Below are 24,717 nucleotides of genomic sequence, written 5' to 3' on the forward strand. Positions count from 1 at the left end.
TTATTGTCCCGCCACCAACGGCTTGCACTGGGTATGAGTCCCCGGTTGCAAGTACGGCGTGAGAAACGGTGCCATGCCCTTGAGCACCTGCACCGGCAAGGCTGAGGTGAATTTGAAGTTCTGTGCCGAGGCCCCCGGGACGTAGGCGGTGAGGGTGCCGAAATGGCTGTCGCCGATGTAGAACACGAACGTCGCCGTGCGGTTGATCGACTTGGAGCTGAGGATTCGGCCGCCGGCACCGATGGCTTCGATGCGGTTGTCACCGGTGCCGGTCTTGCCGCCCATCGCCAGCGGCGTGCCATCGGCGAGCTTGAAACTCCCCGCCACGCGTTTCGCGGTACCGGCGTCGACCACTTGGGACAGCGCGCCGCGCAGCGCCTGGGCGACTTCCACCGGCATCACCCGCTTGCCGTTTTCCGGATTGCTGACCAGTCGCGTTTCATAGGGTGTGTCCACCGCGAACTGCAAACTGTCGACGCGCAGGGCGGGGCGACGCACGCCGTCATTGAGGATCGTTCCCACCAGTTCCGCCAACGCGGCCGGGCGGTCGCCGGAGCTGCCGATGGCGGTGGCCAGCGAAGGCACGAGGTGATCGAACGGGTAGCCGACTTGCTGCCAGCGCTGGTGAATATCCAGGAAGGCTTCGATCTCCAGGATGGTGCGGATGCGACTGTCGCGGGCGCTCTTGTGCCGGCTCTTGAACAACCAGCTATAGACTTCCTGGCGCTCGAACTGGCTGGCCTTGACGATCTGGCTGAACTTGGCGTCGGGGTTGTTCAACAGGTAACCCATCAACCACAGGTCCAGCGGGTGGACCTTGGCGATGAAGCCCTGGTCCGGCAGGTCATAGGCGCCGGGGCCATAGCTTTGGTAGAGCCGTTCCAGGCGTTCATCAGTGAGTTTTTCCGCGCTTTTTGCCGTCTTCAAGTGCGCACGCACGAAGCGATTGAAGCTCTCCTGGCTGTCGTTGGGAAAGAAATAGCGGTGCACGGCGGCCAGGCGAATTGCGGTGGGACGCATGCCGTCGAGGAAGGTTTCCAGGCGCTGGCCGGTGTCCTTCTTCTGATATTTCTTCCAGAACCTGAGCAGGAACGACGTGCCCTCGCGATCGGCGAATTGGGCCAGGTATTCCTGGCGGCGCGGGTCCTTGTCGTCCTTGAGCAGCTCGGAACTATTGTTGGGGCCGGCATAGGTGGCGTAGCGCACCAGGTCGCGCATCAGGCGAATGAACGGCAGGTTGATGGATTCGCGCAGGGCGTCGCGCAGCGTCGGCAGGCGGCCGTCGTCTTCCTTGCGGAAGTTATGGAAGGTGTGCAACCCGCCGCCAGTAAAAAATGCCTCGCCGGGGCTGGCCGAATAGGTGCGATCCAGCGCGGCTTCGAGCATCTTCGGCAGGCTGCGGTCGGTGTTTTCAATCAAGTAGTCCACCGCCCAGCGCGACAGGCGATCCTGCTCGGCGATCTCGGTTTTCTTCAACGCCGCCGGGGCCTGCTGGGCATAACGCTCGTGCAGTTCGGCAATGATTTGCAGGTAGGTGGTCAGCACGCGCAACTTGGCGGTGGAGCCCAGCTCCAGCTTGCTGCCTTCGTTGATGTCGAAAGGCTGGTCGGTGCTGTCGGTTTGAACGCGCACGCGGGAGCCATCCTGGGTCAGTTCCAGCAGGGTGAAGCTGTAGCGCACCTGCGTGGTGCTGGTCGGGGTCAGCAGGCGTTCTCCCATCAGGCCGATCTCGGTCGCGAAGGCCGGGTCGGCCAAGCGCTTGAGGTACTCGGTGGCCTGGGCCTGCAAGTCGCTCTGCAAGGTGCTGGTGGCGGAGAGGTCGAGGCGATCGAGGTCGTACAGCGGACGGTTGAGCAGCGCCGCGAGGCGACTGCGGGCGGCACTGATGCCCTTGTTTGTTTCGTTGGGCTGGACGGTCGGGTCCTGGACCCAGTCACGGTAGGAAACCTTGCTCGCCAGCGCGGCCTCGGACAGTGCGGCGTCGATCACACCGTTCTGCGCCAACAAGCGGATGTGGCTGTCGGTCAGGCGCGCGAGTTCGTCATGGCCCTTGGAAAGGTAATGGGACGGCCGCCGCTGGGCGATCATCAACGACAGCATCTCCCGCAGGGCCAGGCCCTTTTCCGCCAGGCTCTGGGGATCGGTGGCGGTGCTGAACAAGCGTTCATTGGCCCGTTTGAAATCCGCGCCATACCAGACCCTCAAACCTTCCGCCATGCCGTGGACTTCGCCATGCCCCGGCACGGCCGAGAGGGGGACGCTGTTGAGGTAGTCGCGGACGATCCGCTGGCGCGCCTCAAGGGTTTGCGGGCCGGCCTGGTAAGCGCGCACGCTGGCGGAAATCATCTGGCGGATCTTCTCCGCGCCCGACACGGTCAGGCCTTCGGGGGAGTGCCGGTATTTCTCAAGCTGTGTAGCCAGCGTGCTACCGCCGGCCGACTGTCCCGGCAGGCTCAACAGCTTGGCCACCTGCGACCAAGCCGCCATGCCGAAGCGCGGCCAGTCTACCGCCGGGTTGGCCAGTGGCTGCTTGGGGTCGAGCAGAAAGCGGTTCTCGATGAACAACAGGCTTTGCACCACCACCGGCGGGATGGCGTCAAAGCTCGCATACAGCTGCTGCGGGTACTTGAACTGATACACCGGCGCGGCGCGGCAATCGGTGAGGGTCAGCCCCGCCTGGATCTTTTCCGCGTAGGGCACGAACAAGCCCTTGTGGACGTAGTCCATCAAGGCCGGCGAAAACCGTGCCTGGGCCTCGACCACATAATCACGCTTGAGCAGCCGCGGCAGGAATTCTCCCAGCGAGCTATACCCCAACCGCTGATCGAACGGGCCGGCACCGGGATAGACGATGGCATCGCTCGGACCCGGTTGCACCGAATAGGTCAAGGATGCGGCGTACTTGCTGACCTCCTGGGCCTGGAACCGGGAGGTGCGCATCTCCTTGGCCACGGCCAGGCCGACCACCACCACGATGATCAGCAACAACAACCAGAACGCCCGCCAGCCATGCCGGGCGCGGCGAGTTTTTTTGGGTAAAGGCGCTTCTTCCATACGTTCAGTCGGGACCACAGGTTTATTCGAATCGGTTTGCCACAAAGCGCCCATAGTCGACTGATCCATTCACGCAGATTGATCGGACTTGCTTGAAGCTTAGACGGTGGTTGGCGTGGGGGGAGGGGAAATTGTCGGCATCAAAGTGAGACCGGCAAGGGGTGAGGTTCCTGTGGCGAGGGGATTTATCCCCGCTGGGCTGCGCAGCAGCCCCCCAAACAGTCACCTCAATCTGTCTGATCCACCGAGCTGTCAGGCTTTAGGACTGCTTCTCAGCCCAGCGGGGCGGTGCGACGTTTCGCTGAATCCCCTCGCCACAGATAAATCCTTCTCATCAAAGGGATTACGCGAGTTTCGGAAATTTCACTCGACGTTTGCGGAGTTGACATCACATCGGCGTGGCTACGCTGCGTTCAAGCCCATTCAAAGGAAGCAAGGAATGCATCCACGCCCAAATTCCCATCGCTTGCGTCGAGGTCGTTATTCGGAGCCAGAACGAGCTTATCTGGTGACTGCTGTCGTTCATCAGCGGCGACCGGTTTTTTCAGATTGGAAGATCGGACGGCTATTGGTCGCTGAATTCAAACGTGCTCATGATTCCGGTCAGGTGAATTCTTTGGCTTGGGTGGTGATGCCGGATCATTTCCACTGGTCGCTGCAGATTATTGATGGTCATCTCAGTCACGTCGTAGGCGTTACCAAAGCTCGATGCACCCATAGCGTCAATAAAAAGATCGGACTGTCTGGTCCACTTTGGCAAAGCGGCTTTCATGACCGCGCGATTCGAGATGATGAGGATGTGCGGCACTTCGCGCGCTACGTCGTTGCCAATCCGCTTCGCGCGGGACTGGTGAGTCGCATTGGCGACTATCCGCTGTGGGACGCTGCGTGGCTATGAGCCACTTGGGTTTAGCAATGAGCCCCGGTGGCGAAACATTCATCCGTGGCGAGGGGATTTATGCCCGCTGGGCTGCGCAGCAGCCCTTCCAAACATTCACCTCAATCTGTCTGATCCACCGAGCTGTCAGGCTTTAGGACTGCTTCGCAGCCCAGCGGGGATGAATCCCCTCGCCACAATCAGATCCCTTAATCACAATTAGATCCCCTAGTCACGATGGTCTGAAAGCCTTGAACCAGAGCCATCACCCCATGCCAGCGCATGACGCTGCACCATCACTGTGCAATACTCGTCGTCGCTTCAAAAAGGCCCTTGGTTCAGATAATCCCTCTTGATAAAGCCATCATCGGCTTAGGCATTCCCTGAATTAACCTGCTTTTACAGTGAAACTTTCTGTTCCCGGCTTTTTATACTGCACGACCCGCTGATCCTGAGGTTGTTGTCCCACAGGACGGCCTGCCCACAAGGCAGGCCCGGTTTCGGCAAGGCTTGCAGGCCCACCCGCCCGCGGCTTTGGAGACTCGGTGGTCAATCCAATAACAAGACGAGGTTGTATCCCTATGCCAGTCGGCAATCATCTGCCCCATGGCGAGACCGCGCAGGGTGGTCCGCTCAAACGTGAGCTCGGCGAGCGGCATATCCGCTTGATGGCGCTCGGCGCCTGCATCGGTGTCGGGCTGTTCCTCGGTTCGGCCAAGGCCATCGAAATGGCCGGCCCGGCGATCATGCTGTCCTACATCATTGGTGGCCTGGCGATCCTGGTGATCATGCGCGCCCTCGGCGAAATGGCCGTGCACAACCCGGTGGCCGGTTCGTTCAGCCGCTACGCCCAGGACTACCTCGGCCCGCTGGCCGGCTTCCTGACGGGTTGGAACTATTGGTTCCTGTGGCTGGTGACCTGCGTGGCGGAAATCACCGCCGTGGCGGTGTACATGGGCATCTGGTTCCCCGATGTGCCCCGGTGGATCTGGGCCTTGGCCGCACTGGTCAGCATGGGCTCGATCAACCTGATCGCGGTGAAGGCCTTTGGCGAATTCGAGTTCTGGTTCGCCCTGATCAAGATCGTCACCATCATTGCCATGGTCATCGGTGGCGTCGGCATCATTGCATTCGGTTTCGGCAATGACGGCGTGGCCCTGGGTATTTCCAACCTCTGGACCCACGGCGGCTTCATGCCCAACGGCGTGTCCGGCGTGTTGATGTCCCTGCAAATGGTCATGTTCGCCTACCTGGGCGTGGAGATGATCGGCCTGACCGCCGGTGAAGCGCGCAACCCGCAGAAAACCATCCCCAACGCCATCGGCTCGGTGTTCTGGCGGATCCTGCTGTTCTACGTCGGCGCGTTGTTCGTGATCCTGTCGATCTACCCGTGGAACGAAATCGGCACCCAGGGCAGCCCCTTCGTCATGACCTTCGAGCGCCTGGGCATCAAGACCGCCGCCGGCATCATCAACTTCGTGGTGATCACCGCCGCGCTGTCGTCCTGCAACGGCGGGATCTTCAGCACCGGGCGGATGCTCTACAGCCTGGCGCAGAACGGCCAGGCCCCGGCCGGCTTTGCCAAGACCTCCAGCAACGGCGTGCCACGCCGCGCGCTGCTGCTGTCCATCGCCGCCTTGCTGCTGGGCGTGCTGCTCAACTACCTGGTGCCGGAAAAAGTCTTTGTCTGGGTGACTTCCATCGCCACCTTCGGCGCGATCTGGACCTGGGTGATGATCCTGCTAGCCCAGCTCAAATTTCGTAAAGGCCTGAGCGCTTCCGAGCGTGCCGCACTGAAATATCGCATGTGGCTGTACCCGGTCAGCTCCTACCTGGCGCTCGCTTTCCTGGTGTTGGTAGTGGGCCTGATGGCGTACTTCCCCGACACCCGCGTGGCGCTGTATATCGGCCCGGCATTTCTGGTGCTGCTGACGGTGTTGTTCTACACCTTCAAGTTGCAGCCGACCGGGGATGTGCGGGGAGCCGTGCGTTCGGTTTCCTGAGTCGATAGCGATGTAAACCAGAGCCCCGGTCCACGACCGGGGCTTTCTTTTTCCTGAACTGTGGAGCGCCTGTTACTTCTAACGATAGTCCGCGTGCTGACGGGGCCCTGGATTCAACGTAGTCCGACAGCACGGCCGTTGGAGGGGCTTATGAAAGCGATATGGAACGGTTTTTTCAGCTATTCGCTCGTCGGGTTGGCCAATACGCTGATCCATTGGCAGATTTTCTTTGTGCTGCGCGTGGCGTTCGGCCTCGACCAATCGACGAGTAACTTCATCGCTTTCTGCGTGGCCGCCTCCTTTTCTTTTTATGCCAACGCGCTCTACACCTTTGAAGCCAAGCTCTCCGTGCCGGGTTATGTGCTTTTCCTATGCGTCATGGGCGCGCTCAGCTTCATCGTCGGTCACTTGGGGGATCGCTGGCACCTCCATGGCCTGCTGACCGTGGCGGCGTTTTCGCTGTTGAGCCTGGTACTTGGTTTCCTGTTTTCCCGGTTCGTCGTGTTTCGCGGACATCGGCCATGAAGATCTCGCTGATTGTCCCGGTGTACAACGAAGAACAGGCCATCGGTCTCTTCTACGAAAGTGTCCGTCAGCATCCGCAGCTCAAGGATCATTGCGTCGAGATTGTCTTCATCAACGACGGCAGCAACGACCAGACCGCCGGCCTGGCGCGAGAGATAGCGTTGACGGACAGCGAAGTCCTGCTGATCAACTTCTCCCGTAATTTTGGCAAGGAGCCGGCCTTGTTCGCCGGCATCGAGCATGCCAGCGGCGATGTGGTCATCCCGATGGACGTGGATTTGCAGGACCCCATCGACGTGATTCCGCGCATGGTCGAGCAATGGCTAAAAGGCGCCGAAGTGGTGCTGGCCAAGCGTCGCGATCGTTCGTCCGACAGTTACCTGAAGCGCCGAGGCGCGGCGTTGTTCTACCGTTTGCTCAATCGCATTGCCTATCCCCATATCGAACAGAACGTGGGGGACTTTCGCTTGATGGACCGCAAGGTCGTGGAAGTCATCAAGACGCTTCCCGAGTATCAGTTGTTCATGAAAGGTGTGTTGTCGTGGGCGGGTTTCAATACCGTCATCATCGAATACGACCGCGCCGGCCGCGCTGCGGGCAACAGCAAGTTCAACGGCTGGAAACTATGGAACCTGGCCCTGGAAGGCATCACGTCGTTCAGTACCGTGCCGTTGCGGTTGTGGACTTACGTGGGTAGCTGCATTTCGTTGATCTCATTGCTGTATGCCGCCTACCTGATCCTGGACAAGTTGATCTTCGGAAGCGATCTGCCAGGTTATCCATCGCTGATGACGGCGATCCTGTTCCTCGGCGGGGTGCAACTGATCGGCATCGGTGTGTTGGGTGAGTACATCGGGCGAATTTATCTGGAGACCAAACATCGCCCTCGATACGTCATCAAGGAAATGATCCGGGGCGGCCGACCCAAGATGCGAGATGAGCCGTGAGCCAGTTCCTGTGGGCAAGAACCTTGACGCCACGGGAAGTGCTGCTGTTTTTCCTGGCGGCCAGTTTTCTTTTCATCTTTCCCTTGGTGCAGGCCGATTATTTCTACAACGACGACAACTGGCGAGCGCTGGTGGCCGGAGGAGGTTGGCGCGAGGAGGGGCGAGTTGTCATCGAATGGCTCTATAACGTCCTCTCGTTCAGCTCGGCATCTGCGGACCTGTTTCCCTTGCCATTGTTCATCGCGACGACAGCTGTTTCGTTTGCGTTGAAATCGCTGGTTTTTTTCTATTTCGAACGACCGACGTTAGTTCATTGCCTGGTCGTCCTGCCCATCTGGTACAACCCTTTTCTCTTGCAGAACCTGTCTTATCACTATGACGGGCCGGCCATGGCGTTGGGATTGGTCGCGCTTATTCATGCCGTTATCTGGTCATCTGACAAGATCTGGCGAAACGTCCTGGTTCCGGCATTGTTATTGGCGCTGGCACTGTCCATCTACCAAGTGCTTATCGGTTTTTTTATCGCGATGTGCTGTGTTGAGGTGATCCGCCTGGTTTGGCAGGGCAAGCCTTCGCAGCAAGTGTTGCGGTTGATCGGCTGCAAGCTGGTGGCAATCGGTGTCGGCGTATCGGTTTATTACCTCACGGCTTATCAACTCATGACGGGAGCGCGTCAGGTGTTGTTGCCGTTGGGCATCAGCAGCCTGCTGGAAATTGGCAATCGCCTTTCGTTTCTGGCGCGCATGTTCGATGGCTGGGTTACCGAAGGCGCCCAGGCATTGGTGTGGGGCGGTGCGTTGCTGACGCTGGTTGGGTACGTGTGGGGAGGCATCGGGTTAGTTCGTCGTGCGGAATCTCCCTGGCGAGAAGCACCGCTGTTGTTTTGTTATCTGCTGGCCCCTGCGGTGCTCTTGTTCTGTATCCCTGGCATCACGCTTTTTTTCGCCGAGTTCAACTACGGCGCCAGGACGTTGGTGGCTTTTTCGGCGTTGTTGTTGCTGGTGTTTTTTCTGAGTCTGCAAATACTCATGCGCCTTCATGCACGCTTGGGATTGGTCCTGTTGATTCCATTACTGGCGATGTTGTCGTTTTCGTTCGGACACGGGCGCGTCCTCTCGCTGCAAAAACAACAGGAGGCCGTTGTGCTGGCCTCGCTGGCCTACGACATCAACCATTCGCCGCTGCGCGATAAGGATCGCATCTACATGATCCCCGAGCTGAAAGCCAACTGGCTCCCGGCAGCCAGCGGTTTATTCGCGGCGATGCCGGCTCAGCAATATGTGCTGGGCGTGGGCTACGTATTACTTCCCGAAAGCTTGCCGCGAGCGGGCATTACCAATGTGTACCTGGCCAAGGACCCAATGGTAATTGCATCGATTCGACGCGGGGATTATTCGCCAGTGGTTTCCACTCGTTTCTATGATCTCTTCGTCATCCACGACAGCGGATATATCTCGATGAAAAAGCCCCAGGGCGATCCTGATGTCGTGTCCAAGTTGTGTTTGTTTGTCGATGTCGAACGTTGTCGCTGACACGCCGGATAAGAACGATCGTCCGTCGGAATCAGTGCCCGACCTGTAAGACCTGACAGTAGATCGCCGTGAGACCCTGGCCTAGTTTGGAAACCCCTAACGGTAAATGACAAGGCAGATACGATGAAGGGTTTCTCTGCGTTGACGGTGATCGTCCTGGTCAATGGGTTGATTCATGGCCAGATTTTTTTCCTGCTGTATGGCGCCGTTGGACTGACCCAGGCAACCAGTAACTTCGCAGCGTTTTGCGTCGCTGCGGTGTTTTCGTTTTACGTGACGGCGCTTTATATCTTTGAGCCTGGGAAGTCATGGCGCGGCTATTTGCTGTTCCATTGCTCGATGGGCGTTGCGAGCTATGGCATCGGCTCGATCGGCGATGTGTTGAGTTCGCCTGGATGGGTGGCGGTCGCTTTGTATTTCTTGCTGAACCTGGCGACGGGCTACAGCTTGTTCCGGTTCCTTGAATGCCGCGTCTTGTAGTTTCTGCGATCGTTCATCGGCGTGGGGCATCGACTCTAGCCAAGTGAAGAGGATCAATGTACCCAGAAGGGTTGCCGAGGCCAGGCGAGTCCGGTCCATGGCGTCAACCCCTCGATCCGCTTGGCGAGGGCTGCCTGGCAGCCGTATCGACAACCTTGAATGCCTCCAATACCCCAAAAAGCGAAGCAAAACCAACCAGATCGCGCCGGGTCAACATAAGCACCTTCCGTGACGAGTGAGCCGTTGGGGTGAATGGTCAATCGCTGGGAAGTCGTCGTCTACTGTCAGAACCTACAGGTAGGACGTGGAAGCGGGGCATCCGGAAGAATGATGCACCCGTGGCGAGGGAGCTTGCTCCCGCTCGGCTCTGAAATTGGATGGCGAAGCCTGCGATCTTTTGATCTTGATGTTTCGCTCTTGATTCAAATGTAGGAGCCGGCGATCTTTTAATCTTGATGTTCGCTCTCGATTCAATTGGCGGTGGAAAGATCGCAGCCTCGTTTCACTCGGCAGATCCTACACAGCTCCTACATAGCTCCAGCGCCTACTGGCCCAGCGGGAGCAGTGTGTTTACGAGCTATGCGGCCACGATTTCCTGCGGCTCAAAACTGTCCGCCCGCGCCAGTTGCCACATCCGCGAATAGAACTGTCCATTCACTTCGCCGGTCAGCAATTCCCCAGGTTTCAGGAACACGTGTAACTGCGAAAACAGCTTGATCTCGGTCGCCGACATGCGCCTTACCAAATGCTTGGGCTGCAATTGCGAAGGATGCTCCAGCCCCGCGGCGGCGAGCATTTCGGCAAGGGCCTTGAGGGTGTTGCGGTGGAAGTTGTAGACGCGCTGGGCCTTGTCCGGGACGACCAGGGCGCGTTGGCGCAGGGTGTCCTGGGTGGCGACGCCGGTGGGGCATTTGTTGGTGTGGCAGCTTTGCGACTGGATACAGCCGATGGCGAACATGAAGCCGCGCGCGGCGTTGGCCCAGTCGGCGCCGATGGCCAGGACGCTGGCGATGTCGAAGGCGCTGACGATCTTGCCGCTGGCGCCGAGCTTGATCTTGTCGCGCAAGTTCAGGCCCACCAGGGTGTTGTGCACGAACAGCAGGCCTTCGCGCAGCGGCACGCCGATGTGGTCGGTGAATTCCACTGGCGCGGCGCCGGTGCCGCCTTCCTTGCCATCGACGACGATGAAGTCGGGCAGGATCCCGGTTTCCAGCATGGCCTTGGCAATGCCCATGAACTCCCACGGATGCCCGAGGCAGAACTTGAAGCCCACCGGTTTACCACCGGACAGTTCGCGCAATTGCTGGACGAATTGCATCAGTTCGATCGGCGTGGAAAACGCGCTGTGGCGGGACGGCGATACACAGTCCTCGCCCATGAGGATGCCACGGGTCTCGGCGATTTCCCGGGTGACCTTGTGCTTGGGCAGGATCCCGCCGTGGCCGGGCTTGGCGCCCTGGCTCATCTTGATTTCGATCATCCGCACCTGCGGGTTCCGGGCTTGGACGGCAAAGCGCTCGGGGTCGAAGCGCCCGTCGCTTGTACGGCAACCGAAATAGCCGCTGCCCAACTCCCAGGTCAGGTCGCCGCCGTGTTCGCGGTGGTAGGGGCTGATGCTGCCTTCGCCGGTGTCATGGGCGAAATTGCCGAGCTTGGCGCCCTGGTTCAACGCCCGGATGGCGTTGGCGCTCAGGGAGCCGAAGCTCATCGCCGAGATGTTGAACACCGAGGCTGAATAGGGTTGGGTGCATTGCGGGCCGCCGACCGTCACGCGAAAGCCGCTGGGGTCGCTCAGCGGCGCCGGGCGCATGGAGTGACCGATGAATTCGAAGCCGGTCTGGTAGACGTCGATCAGAGTGCCGAAGGGTTTGTCGGCGCTTTCGTTCTTGGCCCGGGAGTACACCAGCGAGCGCTGGGCCCGGGAGAAGGGCAGGGCGTCGCTGTCGGATTCCAGCAGGTACTGGCGGATCTCCGGGCGGATGCCTTCGACCAGGTAGCGAATGTTGCCCAGGATCGGGTAGTTGCGCCGCACGGCGTGGCGGCTTTGCAACAGGTCGAACAGCCCCAGCAGGCTCAGCAGCCCGGTCACCAGCGCAAATGGCCAGAGCCAGTCGTGTTGCAGGAACGGCAGGCTGGCGAGGGTGAAGATCACGCAGCCGGCGAAGAAGGCGTAGCGGCTCAGCAACGATAGGCTCATGCGGGTTCCTTGGGGGGAGGGCGACTGGCGAGACATTAGCGTGGAATGCCACCCCGTGGCGAGGGAGCTGTGCAGGGCTGGAATAATTAGCCTGAGACTGCGGAAAAACCTGTGGGAGCGAGCTTGCTCGCGATGGCGGTCAAACATTCAACACCTTCGTTGACTGTCACACCGATATCGCGAGCAAGCTCGCTCCCACAATTTGAACCAGAGTCGATCAGGCCGGTGTTACTCACCCCGCCAACTTCATCTGCCGCACCGGCAACTCCACCCGGAACGTCGTCCCCACACCCACTTCGCTGCTCACCGTGATCTCACCGTTGTGTTTCTTCACGATGCCGTAGGACAACGACAACCCAAGCCCCGTGCCTTGGCCGATGGGTTTGGTGGTGAAGAACGGGTCGAAGATTTTCTGCAGGGTTTCCGGTGGGATGCCCGAGCCGTTGTCGGCGACTTCGATCCAGACGTTGTCGCCTTCGACACCGTTGCGCAGGGTGATGGTGCCGCGTTCCGGGCCGATGGCCTGGGCGGCGTTGACGATCAGGTTCATGATCACCTGGTTGATCTGCGACGGCAGGCATTCGACTTCCGGTAGCGGGCTGTATTGCTTGACCACGTCGGCCTTGTACTTGATTTCGTTGGCGACGATGTTCAACGTCGAATCCATGCCCTGCTGCAAATTCGCCATCTGCCATTCCTGGCTGGAGTCGACCCGGGAGAAGTCCTTGAGGTCCTTGACGATCTGCCCGACACGGGCGATGCCGTCCTTGGATTCCTTGATCAGGACCGGAATGTCCTCCACCAGGAAATCCAGCTCCACCTCCTGGCGCAGACTCTTCAAGTTCATCACCAGTTCCGGCGAGGCAATGGCTTGCTCGGCGCTGCCGTAGGCCTGGAGCATTTCCTCGAGCTTGCTGAAATAACCACCCAAGGCGCCAAGGTTGGACGAAATGAAGCCGATCGGGTTGTTGATTTCGTGGGCGACGCCGGCCGCCAGTTGACCCAGCGAGGCGAGTTTTTCCGACTGCACCAGTTGGGTCTCGAGCAGCTTGCGCTCGTCGATTTCCATCTGCAGCAGCTCGCTGGCCTGCTTGAACGCCAGGGTGCGTTGTTCCACCAGGTCTTCGAGCTTGTTCATTTTCAAACGGGCGCGGGAGGTCATTTCCCATTTGGTGGTCAGGGTGTTGGCCATCTGCTGGACTTCGATGTTGTCGAAGGGCTTTTTCAATATCAGCAGCCGGTCGTGGCCGTTCAGGCGGTCGAGCAATTCGTCCCAGGAATAATCCGAGTACGCGGTGCAGACCACCACTTGCAATTGCGGGTCGACCTTCCACAACTCCTCGATGGTCTTGGCGCCGTCCCAGCCTTCGGGCATGCGCATGTCGACGAACGCCAGCGCATAAGGACGCTCCTTCGCCAGGGCCTGCTGCAACTTGGCCAGGCCCTCCTGGCCGCCGTAGGCCGAATCCAGTTCGAACACCGTGGTGACGGCCTTCGGTGCTTCGCCGAACAGTGCGCTTTCCATGTCCTGCAGTTCGGCGTTGCTTTCCTCTTCTGGCGTCAGGATCTTTCGGAAGTCGTCATGGATGGCGGGCGTATCGTCGATCAAGAGGATGCGCCGGTTACTCATGCTGTTCATGGCTCACCTTCTGCGAGTTTCAGGGGCAGTTGCAGTACGAATGTCGCCCCGGTCCCGGGCCCCTCGCTGTGTACGGTGAGGTGGCCGTTCATTTCAATCGCCGCCAGTGCGCAACTGTGCAGGCCGAACCCGTGGCCGTCCTTACGGGTGGTAAAACCATGGGCGAAGATGCGCGTCATGTTTTCCGCCGGGATGCCTTCGCCTTCGTCCTTGACACTGATCTGCAGCTCTTCGTCTACGACCGTGGCCTTGAGGGTCATGTTCCGCGCATGGTTGGAAACCCCGGCCATGGCGTATTTGGCATTGCTGATCAGGTTGATCAGGATCAGCAGCAGGCGGTGCTTGTCGCCCATGATCCGTGGCACCTCGCCGTACTCCTTGATCACCGTCACATGGTGGCGGGTCAGGGCGCCGGAGTTCATGCGCAGGGCATCTTCGAGCAGTTCGCTGACCACCAGCGGTTCCATCAAGGTGTTGGCGCCCGCGTAGGACTGCTGCGTGGAAACGATGTCCTTGATGTGATCGACGCTCTTGCTCAGTTGCGCCAGTTCGTCGGTCAGGCCTTGTTGTTCCACCGCGATGGCTTCCACTAATTGGTTGAGGTAGCCGGGCAGCAGCTTGCCTTTTTCGTCCTCGGTGAGGAAATGCCCCAGGTCGTGGCTGTGCTCGTTGATCAGGTTCATCGCCTTGCCCAGCCCCAGGGCCTTGCTGCTGCGCAGCTTGCGGCTGACCAGGTCGGCGGAAATGTTCACGCTGTTGAGCACGTTGCCAACGTTGTGCAAGACGTTGGTGGCAATTTCCGCCATGCCGGCCTGGCGAGCGGTGTCCATCAGTTCGCTCTGGGTGTCCTTGAGCTGGCGGGTCCGTTCCTCGACCCGTTGTTCGAGTTCGTCGTTGGCGGTTTGCAGGGCACTGTTGACCCGCTTGATTTCGCTGAAACTGCGCACCAGCCGGACGGCCAGCCAGATCAGTATCAGCACCAGGAAGGTGGCGAACACCAGCAGCAGAATGTGGTTGCGCTGATGCTTGGCGGCGGCGACCTCCTGGTCCTTTTCCAACAGGTTGGTGATGGTATCCAACCGGGGGGCGAGAGGGACTGCGTCGAAGTCGTGCATCAATTGATTGACCAACGGTTGCTCGCGAAGGATCAGCGCGATATGTCGGCGAAGAATATCGACGGAGCCGACGAGCCCCGCGGGCAGTCGCTCCTTGTTGACGTCCAGTTGGTTGAGGCCCATCAGGATTTCGGCAGCCTGGTCCTGGGTGGTGACCTGGGCGAACTCCAGCGTGCTGAGCAATAGGTCGTAGGTGTCGATGATGGCGCTTTGCAGTCGGAGCTTGTCTTCGTCAGACAGTTGGGCGAATTGCCGCTGGATGTCGTCCTCGGCGGTGGGCAGGAAGGCCAGGGAGTTGCGCAGCACCGCGTTGTGGGACTTGAACTGCTCCACCAGGCGGGTTTTTTCCTTGACTGCCTTGAGGTACTCGTCGCGCTGGGTTGACCAGAGCGACGGCGCGTGACGTCCCGTTTCCGACTCGATCGCATCCAGGCGCTGCCATAGGCGTGCCATTTCATTCAAGGGTGAAACCAGCGGATCGTAATTGCGGCTCAGGGCAACCCGGGACTTGAGCACTTCGTTATCCCAGATCGCATCCTGCTGTTTGAGCAGGCGGATCAGGTCCCTTGATTCAATGTGCGAGGCAGCCTGCTGGGCACCCGACTCGATGTACATGAACAACAAAATCGAGGCCAGCAATACGCCGATGAAGGCCAGGCCGAGGCGGCGGGAGAGGCTCATAGCGGCTTGCCCTCCCATTCACCCGTGAGGGTCTTGAGGAACTCGACGATCAGCTCCGTATCGTTTTTCAGGGGCTCGCGGCCCAACTGGTACTTGAACATGACCTCTACGGCACGCTCCAGGGTGGGCGCCGAGCCACTGTGGAAATACGGCGCGGTGCGTGCGACGTTGCGCAGGCTGGGTACCTTGAACACCTGGCGGTCGGCTTCGTCGCCCGTGACGTTGAAGCGCCCTTCGTCTGCCCGGGTGGGGGTGCCGCGGTCCGTGATGTAGTCGCCCATGACGCCGAACTTCTGGAACATGTTGCCGCCGATGTTCACGCCTTGATGACAAGCGATGCAGCCATATTCCTTGAAGCGCTGGTAACCGAATTTTTCCCGAGGCGTGAGGATGTCGGTGTTGCCCAGCAGGTATTGGTCAAAGCGCGAGTTGGGGGTCAGCAGGGTGCGCTCGTAGTCGGCGAGGGCGTTGCGGATATTCGGTTCATTGACCCCGTCGGGATACGCGTTGGAAAACGCCTTGGCATAGTCCGGATCATCGGCGATGCGCTTGACCACCGTTTCCCAGGTGCTGCCCATTTCCGTCGGGCTGATGACTACCATGTGCACCTGTTCTTCCAGGTTGTCGACGCGACCGTCCCAGAACTGATGGAAGTTCAGGCTGGCGTTGAACACGGTGGGCGTATTGACTTCCACCGGCTTGCCGTCGAAGCCCAGGGAAAACGCCTTGTCGTCGGCACCGCCCTTGTCCAGGCGATGGCAGCTGGCGCAGGACAGCGTGTTGTTGACCGACAGTCGTGGGTCATTGAACAGCCGCTGGCCCAACTGGACCCGCTTGGGGTCCAGGTTCGGGACGGCAGGCAGCGGCTTGAGCGGTTCGTCCAGTGGCTCGGCGTGAGCGGCGGTGCTCAATCCCACGAGCAGGCCGAGAGCCAGAATCAATCCGTGTGACGCCATGGGGTGCTTTCCTTGAAACGGGGTTTATGAACTCTGGCGCTTACGAAAGCGGGTTCGGGCGTTGTTCCCATTCGGCCATCCATTGGCTGAACGCTTGCGGCTCCACGGCCTTGCTGAAGTAATAGCCCTGCACTTCCTCGCACTGGTGGATCTTCAGGAATTCCAATTGGTCCCGGGTCTCCACGCCTTCGGCGATGATGTGCAGGTTCAGGCTCTTGCCCAGGCTGATGATGGTGCTCACCAGCTTGGCGTCGTTACTGTCGATGCTCAGGTCACCGACGAACGACTGGTCGATCTTCAGCACGTCCACCGGAAACTTCTGCAAGTAACTCAGGCTTGAATAACCGGTGCCGAAGTCATCGATCGCCAGCCGGATACCCAGGTGCTTGATGGCCTTGAGGGTGGCAACGGTGGCGTCGATGTTCTGCATGAGCACGCTTTCGGTGATCTCCAGTTCTAACTGTGTCGGGTCCAGGCCGGTTTCCTTGAGGGTACGGGCGATGCCGTCGACGAAACCGCGCTGGCGAAAATCGATGGCCGAGACGTTGACCGACAGGTACAGCGGCCGCATGCCCTCGGCCTGCCAGCGACACGCCTGCTGGCAGGCTTCCTGGAGCACCCATTGGCTCAGCGGCACGATCAGGCCGCTGTCCTCGGCCACCGGAATGAAGTCCGACGGGTAGACGAGGCCGTGGTCGGGCCGGTTCCAGCGCACCAGCGCCTCGACACCGACGACCTTGCCGCTCGCCAGGTCGAGCTTGGGCTGGTAATGCAGTACGAACTCCTTGCGCTGCAGGGCCAGGCGCAGGCCGGACTCGATGGTCTGCTGCTGCCGCGCCCGGCGGTTCATGTCCTCGGTGAAAAAACGGTAATCGTTGGGGCCGTTTTCCTTGACGTTGCGCATCGCCGTCTCGGCTTTCTTGATCAGCGCCACGGCGTCGAAGCCGTCGGCCGGATATACGCTGATGCCCAGGCTCGCCGTGACCGTCAGATCGTGTCCATCGATGGGGTGCGGGGAGTTGATCGCCGCCAGCAGTTTTTCCGCCACGCCCTTGGTCATCTGCGGGTCGGTGATATCGCCCAGGATCACCACGAACTCGTCGGAACCGTAGCGAAACACCGAGTCGGACTCACGCACCACGGTTGCCAGCGTCCGCGCCACGCGCTTGAGCATTTCATCCCCCACCGGATGCCCCAGCGCATTGTTGATGCGCTTGAAACGGTCGAGGCCGATGAACATCACCGCCAGTTGCCGATCATGGCGGCGGCATTGGGCCAGGGCCTGGGTCAGGCGATCACCGAGCAACATGCTGTTGGGCAGTTCGGTGAGCACGTCGTATTGCAGCAGGTGGGACACCTTGAGCAATTCCTGGACCCGCTCCTCGATGGTGCGCTCCAGGGTGCGCATCTTCCGGGCCGCGTCCTGGGCCAGTTGCCATTTCCAGGTCATGGCACTGGCCATCTGGCGGATTTCCAGGGTGTCGAACGGCTTCTTGAGGATCAACAACTGGTCGTCGAACTCGATGCGTTCGGACATGGTTTCCCATGAGTAATCGGAAAACGCCGTGCACAGGGCGATCTGCAAACGCGGGTCGGCTTTCCACAGCTCTTCGATGGTTTGCAGGCCGTCCCAGCCGGGCGGCATGCGCATGTCGGCGAACACCAGCGCATAGGGCTGGCCTTCGGACTGGGCGCGCTTGACCAGTTCCAGCGCCTCTTCGCCCTGGTAGGCCGAGTCGATCTGGAACTGCAACCGATTGACCTGTGGCGTGCCGAACAACAGGCTCTCGGTGTCGTCCAGCGAGTCGTCATTGCCGGCGCTGGGGCTGAGGATCTTGCGAAAGTCCTGGTGAATGGCGGGTGTGTCGTCCACCACGAGGATTCGCCGGTTGGCGGGGACCGACATGGGGTTCATGGGTTGCTCTCCGATAGCTGGCTGGCCGGCCGGGTCCAGTGATCCGCCACGGGAATGATGGTCCCGGCCTTGAGCAGTTCGGCGGCCTGGCCGCTGTCCACCACGGTGCTGAAATAGTGCCCTTGGGCCTGCATCGGCCCGCCGCTGGACATCAGTGTGGTGCGTTGCTCCTGGGTCTCGACGCCTTCGGCGATGATGCCGATGCCCACGTCCCGGGCGAAGTTGAGGATCGCGCGCAAGGTCGAGGCGTTTTCCGGGTCGTCACTGGCGCTGTCGAGAAACCGCTGGGCGAGCTTGAGATGGTTGACCCGGTACGTCTTCAGGTAATCGAACGACGAATACTCGGTGCCGAAATCATCGATGGCGACCTGCACGCCCAGTTCGCACAGGCGTGGCAACACGTCGTTGTGGGTCCATTTGGTCTGGGCCAGGGTCGCTTCGGTGACGTCGAAGCGCAGGTCCCAGGGCGCCAGCTCCCAGCGTGCGGTGGTGCGCAGTACGTCGTAAATCAGCTCGGGGCCGGTCTTGAGCTGGGTCAGGGACAGGTCGATGGCGATCACCGGCGGCGCCATGCCCTGGTCGCGCCATTGGCGCATCTGTTGGCAGGCCTGGTCGAGTACCCAGTGGCCGAGGCCGATGATGATCCCGGTTTTCTCGGCGGCGGGCATGAACGCCGCCGGTTCGAGCCAGCCGCGTTCGGGATGGTTCCAGCGCACCTGCACGCCCATGCCGAGGATCTTGCCGGTGCCAAGGTCGACTTCCGGCAGGTAGTGCAGTTGAAGCTCGTTATTCTCGATGGCCTGGCGCAGGTCATTGGCCAGGGCGACCCGGTCCGTCACTTCCTGGTTAATTTCCTCGTTGTGGAAGTGATACTGGTTGCGGCCCTTTTCCTTGGAGCGATAGAGGGCCATGTCGGATTGCGCCATCAGGCTGTCGGCACTCGGGCTCTGCGAGGTGTACAGGCTGATGCCGATGCTCACGGAAATGCGCACGTCATTGCCGTCCAGGGAATAGGGCGCCACCAGCGTGTCGCGGATCTTCGCCGCCAGCGCGGCGCAGTGGGTCGCTTCGTGGACGTCCAGTTGCAGGATGGCGAATTCGTCGCCGCCCAGGCGCGCGACCACATCGTTCTCCCGGGTACAGGCCTTGATGCGCGCGGCGACTTCCTGCAACAGCAGGTCGCCGATCGGGTGGCCGAGGGTGTCGTTGATGCGCTTGAAGTGGTCCAGGTCCAGGTAGAACATCGCGAACGGCGCCGCGCCCCGGCGTGCCGCGGCGAAGGCCTGGTGCAGGCGCTCGATCATGGTGGCGCGGTTGGCCAGCCCGGTCAGGCCATCGGTGCGCGCCAGCAGGGCGATCTTCTCCTCGGCCAGCTTGCGCTCGGTGATGTCGAGGATGATGCCTTCGACTTCCAGCAGCAGGCCTTGCTCATTGCGCACCGGAATGTAGCGGTTCTCCACCCAGCGGAACGTGCCGTCGCCGGTGCGCATGCGAAATTCGATGGAGGCGCCGGCGTTGTCGCGGTCCAGCACGCGGATCATGGCTTCGTCGACCTTGGCCTGGTCGTCGGGATGGATCAGGATTTGTGCCCAGTCCGGCGAGTCGATCAGTTGCGCCGCGACATGGCCGAACTTGGTGATGTTGTGGGAGATGTACATCAGTGGGAACGGCGGTTCGCCGCGCAGGCGATAAAGGATGGTCGGGCTGTTCTGCACGATGATGTTGGCGTCGGCCAGCTCCCGGGTGCGCTCTTCCACGGCCCGTTCGAGCATGTCCATCTTCAGCGCGGCGTCTTCGGTCATCTGCCATTTGACGGTCAGGGTGCTGGCCATCTGGCGGATTTCGATGGCATCGAAGGGTTTCTTCAGGATCAGCAGCCGGTCGCCCAATTCGAGGCGATCGGCGATATCTTCCCAGGAATAATCCGAATAAGCCGTGCACAGCGCCACTTGCAGCTTGGGGTCGACGCGCCACAGCCGCTCGATGGTTTCGAGGCCGTCCCAACCTGGCGGCATGCGCATGTCGATAAAGGCCATGGCGAAGGGCTTGCCCTGGGCCAGGGCCGTTTCGACCTTGTTCAGGGCTTCCATGCCCTGGAACGCCGAGTCGAGTTCGAAACTCTGGCTGGAAACCGCCACCGGTGCGCCGAACAAGGCTTCTTCAGCGCTGCTCAGGTTGTCTTCAGGGGCTGCGTCGGGGCTGAGGATCTTTCGAAAATCCTCATGAATGGTTTGCGTGTCGTCGACAATTAATATTCGCCGATTGGATCGTTCCGACGACAGGCTCATGGCCGTGCACCGTCGAAATGCGGACTACAGAACCGTGGGAACATCGGATATCCCTTTCGCTAGCATGAGTATTCGGCCTGTACTTGGCCCTTCATGGGGTACAGCATAGTCGGCTCATCGGAAGCGCGAGGTGAGTGATGGCGAATTGTGTCTAAATATTCGCGATCTACTAGCCTGTCTCTCAGGGGTGATGTAGAACGGTGGTCGTCAATGGGGAGGGGATATCAATGGAAGATCAATCGTCGAACGTTCCGGTTACGAAGCCGACGGTGTTGTTGGTCGATGACGAAGAATCGATCCTCAACAGCCTGCGTCGGCTGTTGCGCAGCCAGCCGTATGAAATCCTGCTGGCCGACAGCGGCGCCAAGGCGCTGGAGATCCTCAAGGAGCGGCCAGTCGACCTGGTCATGACCGACGCGCGCATGCCCAATATGGACGGTGCCACGCTGCTGTCAGAAATCCGCAAGCTGTATCCCTCGACGTTACGCATCCTGCTCACCGGTTATGCCGACGTGGACATGATGACCAAGGCGATCAACGAGGGGCAGCTCTATCGCTACCTGAGCAAACCCTGGAACGACGAGGAGCTGGTGCAGGCCCTGCGCCAGGCCTTGGCCCACCAGCACTCGGAAAGCGAGCGCCAGCGCCTCGAAGTGCTGAACCGCGAGCAGAACCAGCAACTCAAGACCCTCAACGCCACGCTGGAAAAACGCGTGGCGTCGCGCACTTCCGAGCTGCAGCAGACCGCCGACATGCTCGACCTGGCCTATGAAGAGCTCAAGCGCAGCTACGTGACCGGCACCGAGGTGTTCTCGCTGATCGCCAACCTGCGCCTGCCCAAGGCCAAGCAGACCAACCGGCAGATCATCGAGCTGCTCCGGGTCTATAGCCGGCTCAACTTCCTCGACGAATCCACCGACCGCGACCTGACCATGGCCGGGGCGCTCTACAACATCGGCAAGCTGAGCTGGACCGACAACATGATGGTCACGCCTGCCGACATGCTGCACCACAGCGAACTGGAGCTGTACCGCGCCTATCCGAAGCAGAGCGAATCGCTGCTGATGACGCTCGACCCGATGAAGGACGCGGCGCGGATCATCCTTCATCACCAGGAGCGTTGGGACGGCAGCGGTTTCCCCGATCACCTGCGCGGCGAGGCCATTCCGTTCGGCTCGCGGCTGCTGAAGCTGGCGGTGGATTTCATCGAGTTGCAGCGCGGGTTGATCCTGGAACGGCAGATGAACAGCGACGAAGCGCTGGTCTACATCCGCAAATACGCCGGCAAGTTGTACGACCCGGACCTGGTCGAGGACTTCATCAAGGCGTGTGCCGAATACCTGGAAGACGTGACCCTGTCCGACCCGACGGTGAAGGTCGTGACCACCCGCGAGCTGGCGGCCGGCATGGTCCTGGCGCGCAACCTCAACGCCGACAACGGCATGCTGCTGCTCAACGCCGGCAAGGTCATGAGCGGCCCGCTGATCGAAAAGCTCATCGCTTTCGAAGCGATGGAAGGGGCGCGGTACAGCGTGTTCGTCAAGATTCCGGAAGAAGAGGCGGACCCTTCGGCGCCGAAGCCGATGTTGGGGTGATGAAAGTCTGACAGGCGATTCGGTTCCCCTGTGGGAGCGAGCTTGCTCGCGATAGCGGAGTATCAGTCAGATATTTTTCGACTGACACACCGCTATCGCGAGCAAGCTCGCTCCCACAAAGGACTGCGGTGGGTTGTGGAATGGCGCCAGGCTTTGCTCCCCGCCGCCGCGATCTGTAGTCTCCCCGGCATTTTCCGCCTGAGGTTCTGTAAAACATGACCACCCCCCTGATCCGCATCGCCGCCGCCCTGCTCATCGGCCCGGACGGCCGAACCCTGCTGGTGCGCAAGCGCGGAACCCTGGCCTTCATGCAGCCGGGTGGCAAGATCGAAGCCCATGAGCAACCGGTCCAGGCCCTGGCTCGGGAATTGGACGAAGAACTTGGGCTCAAGATCGATCCGGAGCAGGCCCGTCATCTGGGGCAGTTCAGTGCGCCGGCTGCCAATGAGCCGGGGTTCATCGTGCAGGCCGAAGTTTTTTTGCTCGACATCGACGCAGTGGTTTTTCCCGCCGCTGAGATCGAAGAAATCTGCTGGGTCGACACGATTGGCGACATTGATCTTTTCCTGGCGCCATTGACAGGCGAGGTAATCCTGCCGTTTTATCGGGCCACTTGCCTCGCGACCTGCTGATCCAAGACTCAAGGACTGATACTCATGATTCCATTGCCGGACCTGCTGATTTTCGCCGCCGCCGCGTTGTTGATGGTGCTCACGCCCGGCCCGAACATGATCTACCTGATTTCCCGTTCGATCTGCCAGGGCCGCAAGGCCGGCGTCACTTCTTTGCTAGGGGTGGTGGCGGGCTTCTTCGTGCACATGTTTGCCGCTGCGGCGGGGCTGACGGCGGTGTTCCTGGCAGTGCCCATGGCCTATGAAGTGCTGAAATGGGCCGGTGCGCTGTACCTGTTGTGGCTGGCCTGGCAAGCCGTGAAACCCGGCGCGCGTTCGCCGTTTCAGGCCCAGCAACTGCCGGCTGACTCGACCCGCAAGCTGATCACCATGGGTTTTCTCACCAGCGCCTTGAACCCGAAGATCGCGGTGTTCTACCTGTCGGTGTTCCCGCAGTTCATCAGCCCGGAACACGGTTCGCTGTTCACCCAGAGCATCATCCTCGGGCTGACGCAGATCAGCGTGAGTTTCAGCGTCAACCTGCTGATCGCGCTGTTCGCCGCCGGGATTGCCTCGTGGTTCGTCCACAACCCGACCTGGCTGGCGGCGCAGCGCTATTGCATGGGTTTCGTGCTTGGTGCGCTGGCCCTGCGACTGATGCTTGAGCAACGGCGTTCGGCGTGAGCATCCGACGGCTGAAGGCAGGTGATGCCGAGGGCTATCGCGAGTTGATGCTCCAGGCTTATGAATTTCATCCACAGGCCTTCACCTCCAGCGCCAGCGAACGAGCGGCGCTGCCCATCAATTGGTGGGAATCGCGCCTGACCAGCCGGCTCGAAGTGATCCTCGGCGCGTTCGTGGCGGATGAACTGGTCGGTATCGTCGGCCTGGCTCTGGAGCCCCGGCTGAAGGCCCGGCACAAGGCGACGTTGTTTGGCATGTACGTCGTCGAGCCCCATCGTCACACCGGGTTGGGCGAACGCCTGATGCAGGCCGCCCTCGACGAAGCCCGTCGCCATGACTTCCTGCGCCTCGTGCAACTGACCGTCACCGCCGGCAACGAGCCGGCGATCAAGCTCTACCAACGCTGCGGTTTCGTGCTGTATGGCCTTGAGCCGATGGCGATCCGCGTGGGGGACGAATACCTCGACAAGGTCCATATGTGGCTTGAGCTTTGAGCTAACTACCGATTTGAGTGATGGAGCTTTTTGTGGCGAGGGGATTTATCCCCGCTGGGCTGCGCAGCAGCCCTAACCCAGAGAACTCAATCTTCCTGACACACCGAATTGCCTGTTTTGAGGGCCGCTCCGCGCCCCAGCGGGGCGGTGCGACGTTTCGCTAAATCCCCTCGCCACAAAAGCCGTCTGTCAGCGAACCGCGCTAACACCGTCAAGGGTAGAGAACGACGTGTCCTTCGCCGTCAGCAAAAAATCGCGCATATACGGCGCATCCAGCATGTCGGTCCGCACCGCCGCGTAGAGCGTGGCGAACAAGCCTTTCTCCCCCAGCCGCTTGGCCTTCACGTAGCCCCGCGAGCTGTATTCATGCAGCGCCCAATGCGGCATGCCGCAGACGCCTCGGCCGCTGGCGACCAATTGCATCATCATCACCGTCAGCTCGGAGGTGCGGACCTGGGCCGGTTCGATGTCGGCTGGCTCGAGGAACCGAGTGAAGATGTCCAGGCGATCGCGCTCCACCGGATACGTGATCAAGGTTTCGCTGATCAAGTCTTCGGGCACGATGTATGGCTTGCCCGCCAGCCGATGCTGGTTGGCAACGGCGAGCATCGCTTCGTAGGTGAACAGCGGCACGTAGGTGATGCCAGCAAGTTCCAGCGGGTCGGAGGTCACCACCAGGTCCAGGTCGCCACGGGCCAGGGCCGGCAGCGGGGCGAAGGCAAAGCCCGAGGCGAGATCGAGTTCGACTTCGGGCCAGGCATCGCGGAACTGGTCGATGGTCGGCATCAGCCACTGGAAGCAGCTATGGCATTCGATGGCCATGTGTAGGCGTCCGGCGGTGCCGCCTGCCAGCCGTGCAATGTCCCGTTCGGCGCTGCGCAGCAGCGGCAAGGCGGCGTCGGCCAGTTGCAGCAGGCGCAGGCCGGCACTGGTGAAACGGACCGGTTTGGTCTTGCGCACGAACAACTGCATGCCCAGGCGCTCTTCCAATTCCTTGAATTGGTGGGACAGCGCGGATTGGGTCAGGTGCAAGCGTTCGGCGGCTTCCACCAGGCTGTCGGCTTCGCGCAAGGCATGCAGCGTCTTCAGATGACGGAGTTCAAGCACCGGGGTTGCTCCATGAA

18 protein-coding genes are annotated in these 24,717 nt (G+C 60.6%); 10 read left to right on the plus strand and 8 right to left on the minus strand.

Annotated elements, in window-relative coordinates:
* Complete coding sequence (locus JMN22_RS05545; RefSeq protein WP_030138536.1) at window positions 1–3,108, minus strand: transglycosylase domain-containing protein; 3,108 nt, start codon at window positions 3,106–3,108, stop codon at window positions 1–3.
* Window positions 3,109–3,493: 385 nt separating this feature from the next.
* Here JMN22_RS05545 and JMN22_RS05550 point away from each other — a divergent pair, with 385 nt between their 5' ends.
* The 6 genes from JMN22_RS05550 (at window position 3,494) to JMN22_RS05575 (ending at window position 9,418) form a co-directional block, all read left to right on the plus strand.
* Window positions 3,494–3,952, plus strand: a complete 459-nt coding sequence (locus JMN22_RS05550; protein ID WP_198796559.1) for an REP-associated tyrosine transposase — start codon at window positions 3,494–3,496, stop codon at window positions 3,950–3,952.
* 560 nt (window positions 3,953–4,512) lie between these two features.
* Entirely contained in the window at window positions 4,513–5,934 is a 1,422-nt protein-coding gene (locus JMN22_RS05555; RefSeq protein ID WP_198796558.1) for an amino acid permease, read from the plus strand.
* Window positions 5,935–6,084: 150 nt separating this feature from the next.
* Complete coding sequence (locus tag JMN22_RS05560; protein WP_198796557.1) at window positions 6,085–6,459, plus strand: GtrA family protein; 375 nt, start codon at window positions 6,085–6,087, stop codon at window positions 6,457–6,459.
* Window positions 6,456–7,406: a glycosyltransferase family 2 protein gene (locus JMN22_RS05565; RefSeq protein WP_198796556.1), complete on the plus strand. Its 951-nt coding sequence runs from the start codon at window positions 6,456–6,458 to the stop codon at window positions 7,404–7,406. Before JMN22_RS05560 ends, JMN22_RS05565 begins: the two co-directional genes overlap by 4 nt.
* A gap of 38 nt (window positions 7,407–7,444) precedes the next feature.
* Entirely contained in the window at window positions 7,445–8,938 is a 1,494-nt protein-coding gene (locus JMN22_RS05570) for a glucosyltransferase domain-containing protein (RefSeq protein WP_202334959.1), read from the plus strand.
* Between the two features lie 123 nt (window positions 8,939–9,061).
* Window positions 9,062–9,418, plus strand: coding sequence for a polysaccharide synthesis protein GtrA (locus JMN22_RS05575; RefSeq protein ID WP_198796554.1), 357 nt, complete (start codon window positions 9,062–9,064; stop codon window positions 9,416–9,418).
* Between the two features lie 577 nt (window positions 9,419–9,995).
* On the opposite strand, the gene JMN22_RS05580 is transcribed toward JMN22_RS05575, so the two are convergent.
* The 6 genes from JMN22_RS05580 to JMN22_RS05605 all read right to left on the minus strand — a co-directional run bounded on the left by JMN22_RS05580 (window position 9,996) and on the right by JMN22_RS05605 (window position 20,209).
* A complete protein-coding gene (locus JMN22_RS05580) occupies window positions 9,996–11,615 on the minus strand; it encodes an FMN-binding glutamate synthase family protein (RefSeq protein ID WP_198796553.1) in 1,620 nt (539 codons plus the stop codon).
* Window positions 11,616–11,847: 232 nt separating this feature from the next.
* Window positions 11,848–13,254 carry an ATP-binding protein gene (locus JMN22_RS05585; RefSeq protein WP_030138528.1) on the minus strand — a complete coding sequence of 469 codons (1,407 nt, stop codon included), beginning with the start codon at window positions 13,252–13,254 and terminating at the stop codon, window positions 11,848–11,850.
* On the minus strand, window positions 13,251–15,050 hold the full coding sequence (locus JMN22_RS05590; protein WP_030138527.1) for a DAHL domain-containing protein: 1,800 nt from the start codon (window positions 15,048–15,050) through the stop codon (window positions 13,251–13,253). The genes JMN22_RS05585 and JMN22_RS05590 overlap by 4 nt, the downstream gene beginning before the upstream one ends.
* The gene (locus JMN22_RS05595; RefSeq protein ID WP_198796552.1) at window positions 15,047–16,006 is read right to left on the minus strand and encodes a cytochrome-c peroxidase; all 960 of its coding nucleotides are present in this window, start codon (window positions 16,004–16,006) and stop codon (window positions 15,047–15,049) included. The genes JMN22_RS05590 and JMN22_RS05595 overlap by 4 nt, the downstream gene beginning before the upstream one ends.
* 40 nt (window positions 16,007–16,046) lie before the next feature.
* The gene (locus JMN22_RS05600) at window positions 16,047–17,921 is read right to left on the minus strand and encodes an EAL domain-containing protein (protein WP_198796551.1); all 1,875 of its coding nucleotides are present in this window, start codon (window positions 17,919–17,921) and stop codon (window positions 16,047–16,049) included.
* Window positions 17,918–20,209 (minus strand): EAL domain-containing protein, encoded by a 2,292-nt coding sequence (locus JMN22_RS05605; protein ID WP_198796550.1) that lies wholly within the window; start codon window positions 20,207–20,209, stop codon window positions 17,918–17,920. The genes JMN22_RS05600 and JMN22_RS05605 overlap by 4 nt, the downstream gene beginning before the upstream one ends.
* A gap of 227 nt (window positions 20,210–20,436) precedes the next feature.
* Here JMN22_RS05605 and JMN22_RS05610 point away from each other — a divergent pair, with 227 nt between their 5' ends.
* From JMN22_RS05610 to JMN22_RS05625, 4 genes are all read left to right on the plus strand, one after another.
* On the plus strand, window positions 20,437–21,804 hold the full coding sequence (locus tag JMN22_RS05610; protein WP_030138523.1) for an HD domain-containing phosphohydrolase: 1,368 nt from the start codon (window positions 20,437–20,439) through the stop codon (window positions 21,802–21,804).
* 215 nt (window positions 21,805–22,019) lie between these two features.
* Entirely contained in the window at window positions 22,020–22,436 is a 417-nt protein-coding gene (locus JMN22_RS05615; protein WP_198796549.1) for an NUDIX hydrolase, read from the plus strand.
* A gap of 24 nt (window positions 22,437–22,460) precedes the next feature.
* The gene (locus JMN22_RS05620) at window positions 22,461–23,099 is read left to right on the plus strand and encodes a LysE family translocator (protein WP_198796548.1); all 639 of its coding nucleotides are present in this window, start codon (window positions 22,461–22,463) and stop codon (window positions 23,097–23,099) included.
* Window positions 23,096–23,593 (plus strand): GNAT family N-acetyltransferase, encoded by a 498-nt coding sequence (locus tag JMN22_RS05625; protein ID WP_030138429.1) that lies wholly within the window; start codon window positions 23,096–23,098, stop codon window positions 23,591–23,593. Before JMN22_RS05620 ends, JMN22_RS05625 begins: the two co-directional genes overlap by 4 nt.
* A 189-nt stretch (window positions 23,594–23,782) precedes the next feature.
* On the opposite strand, the gene metR is transcribed toward JMN22_RS05625, so the two are convergent.
* Window positions 23,783–24,700 (minus strand): transcriptional regulator MetR, encoded by a 918-nt coding sequence (metR, locus tag JMN22_RS05630; RefSeq protein WP_060740854.1) that lies wholly within the window; start codon window positions 24,698–24,700, stop codon window positions 23,783–23,785.
* Window positions 24,701–24,717 lie beyond the last annotated feature (17 nt).

Source organism: Pseudomonas sp. HB05 (assembly GCF_016756915.1).
GTDB lineage: Bacteria > Pseudomonadota > Gammaproteobacteria > Pseudomonadales > Pseudomonadaceae > Aquipseudomonas > Aquipseudomonas alvandae.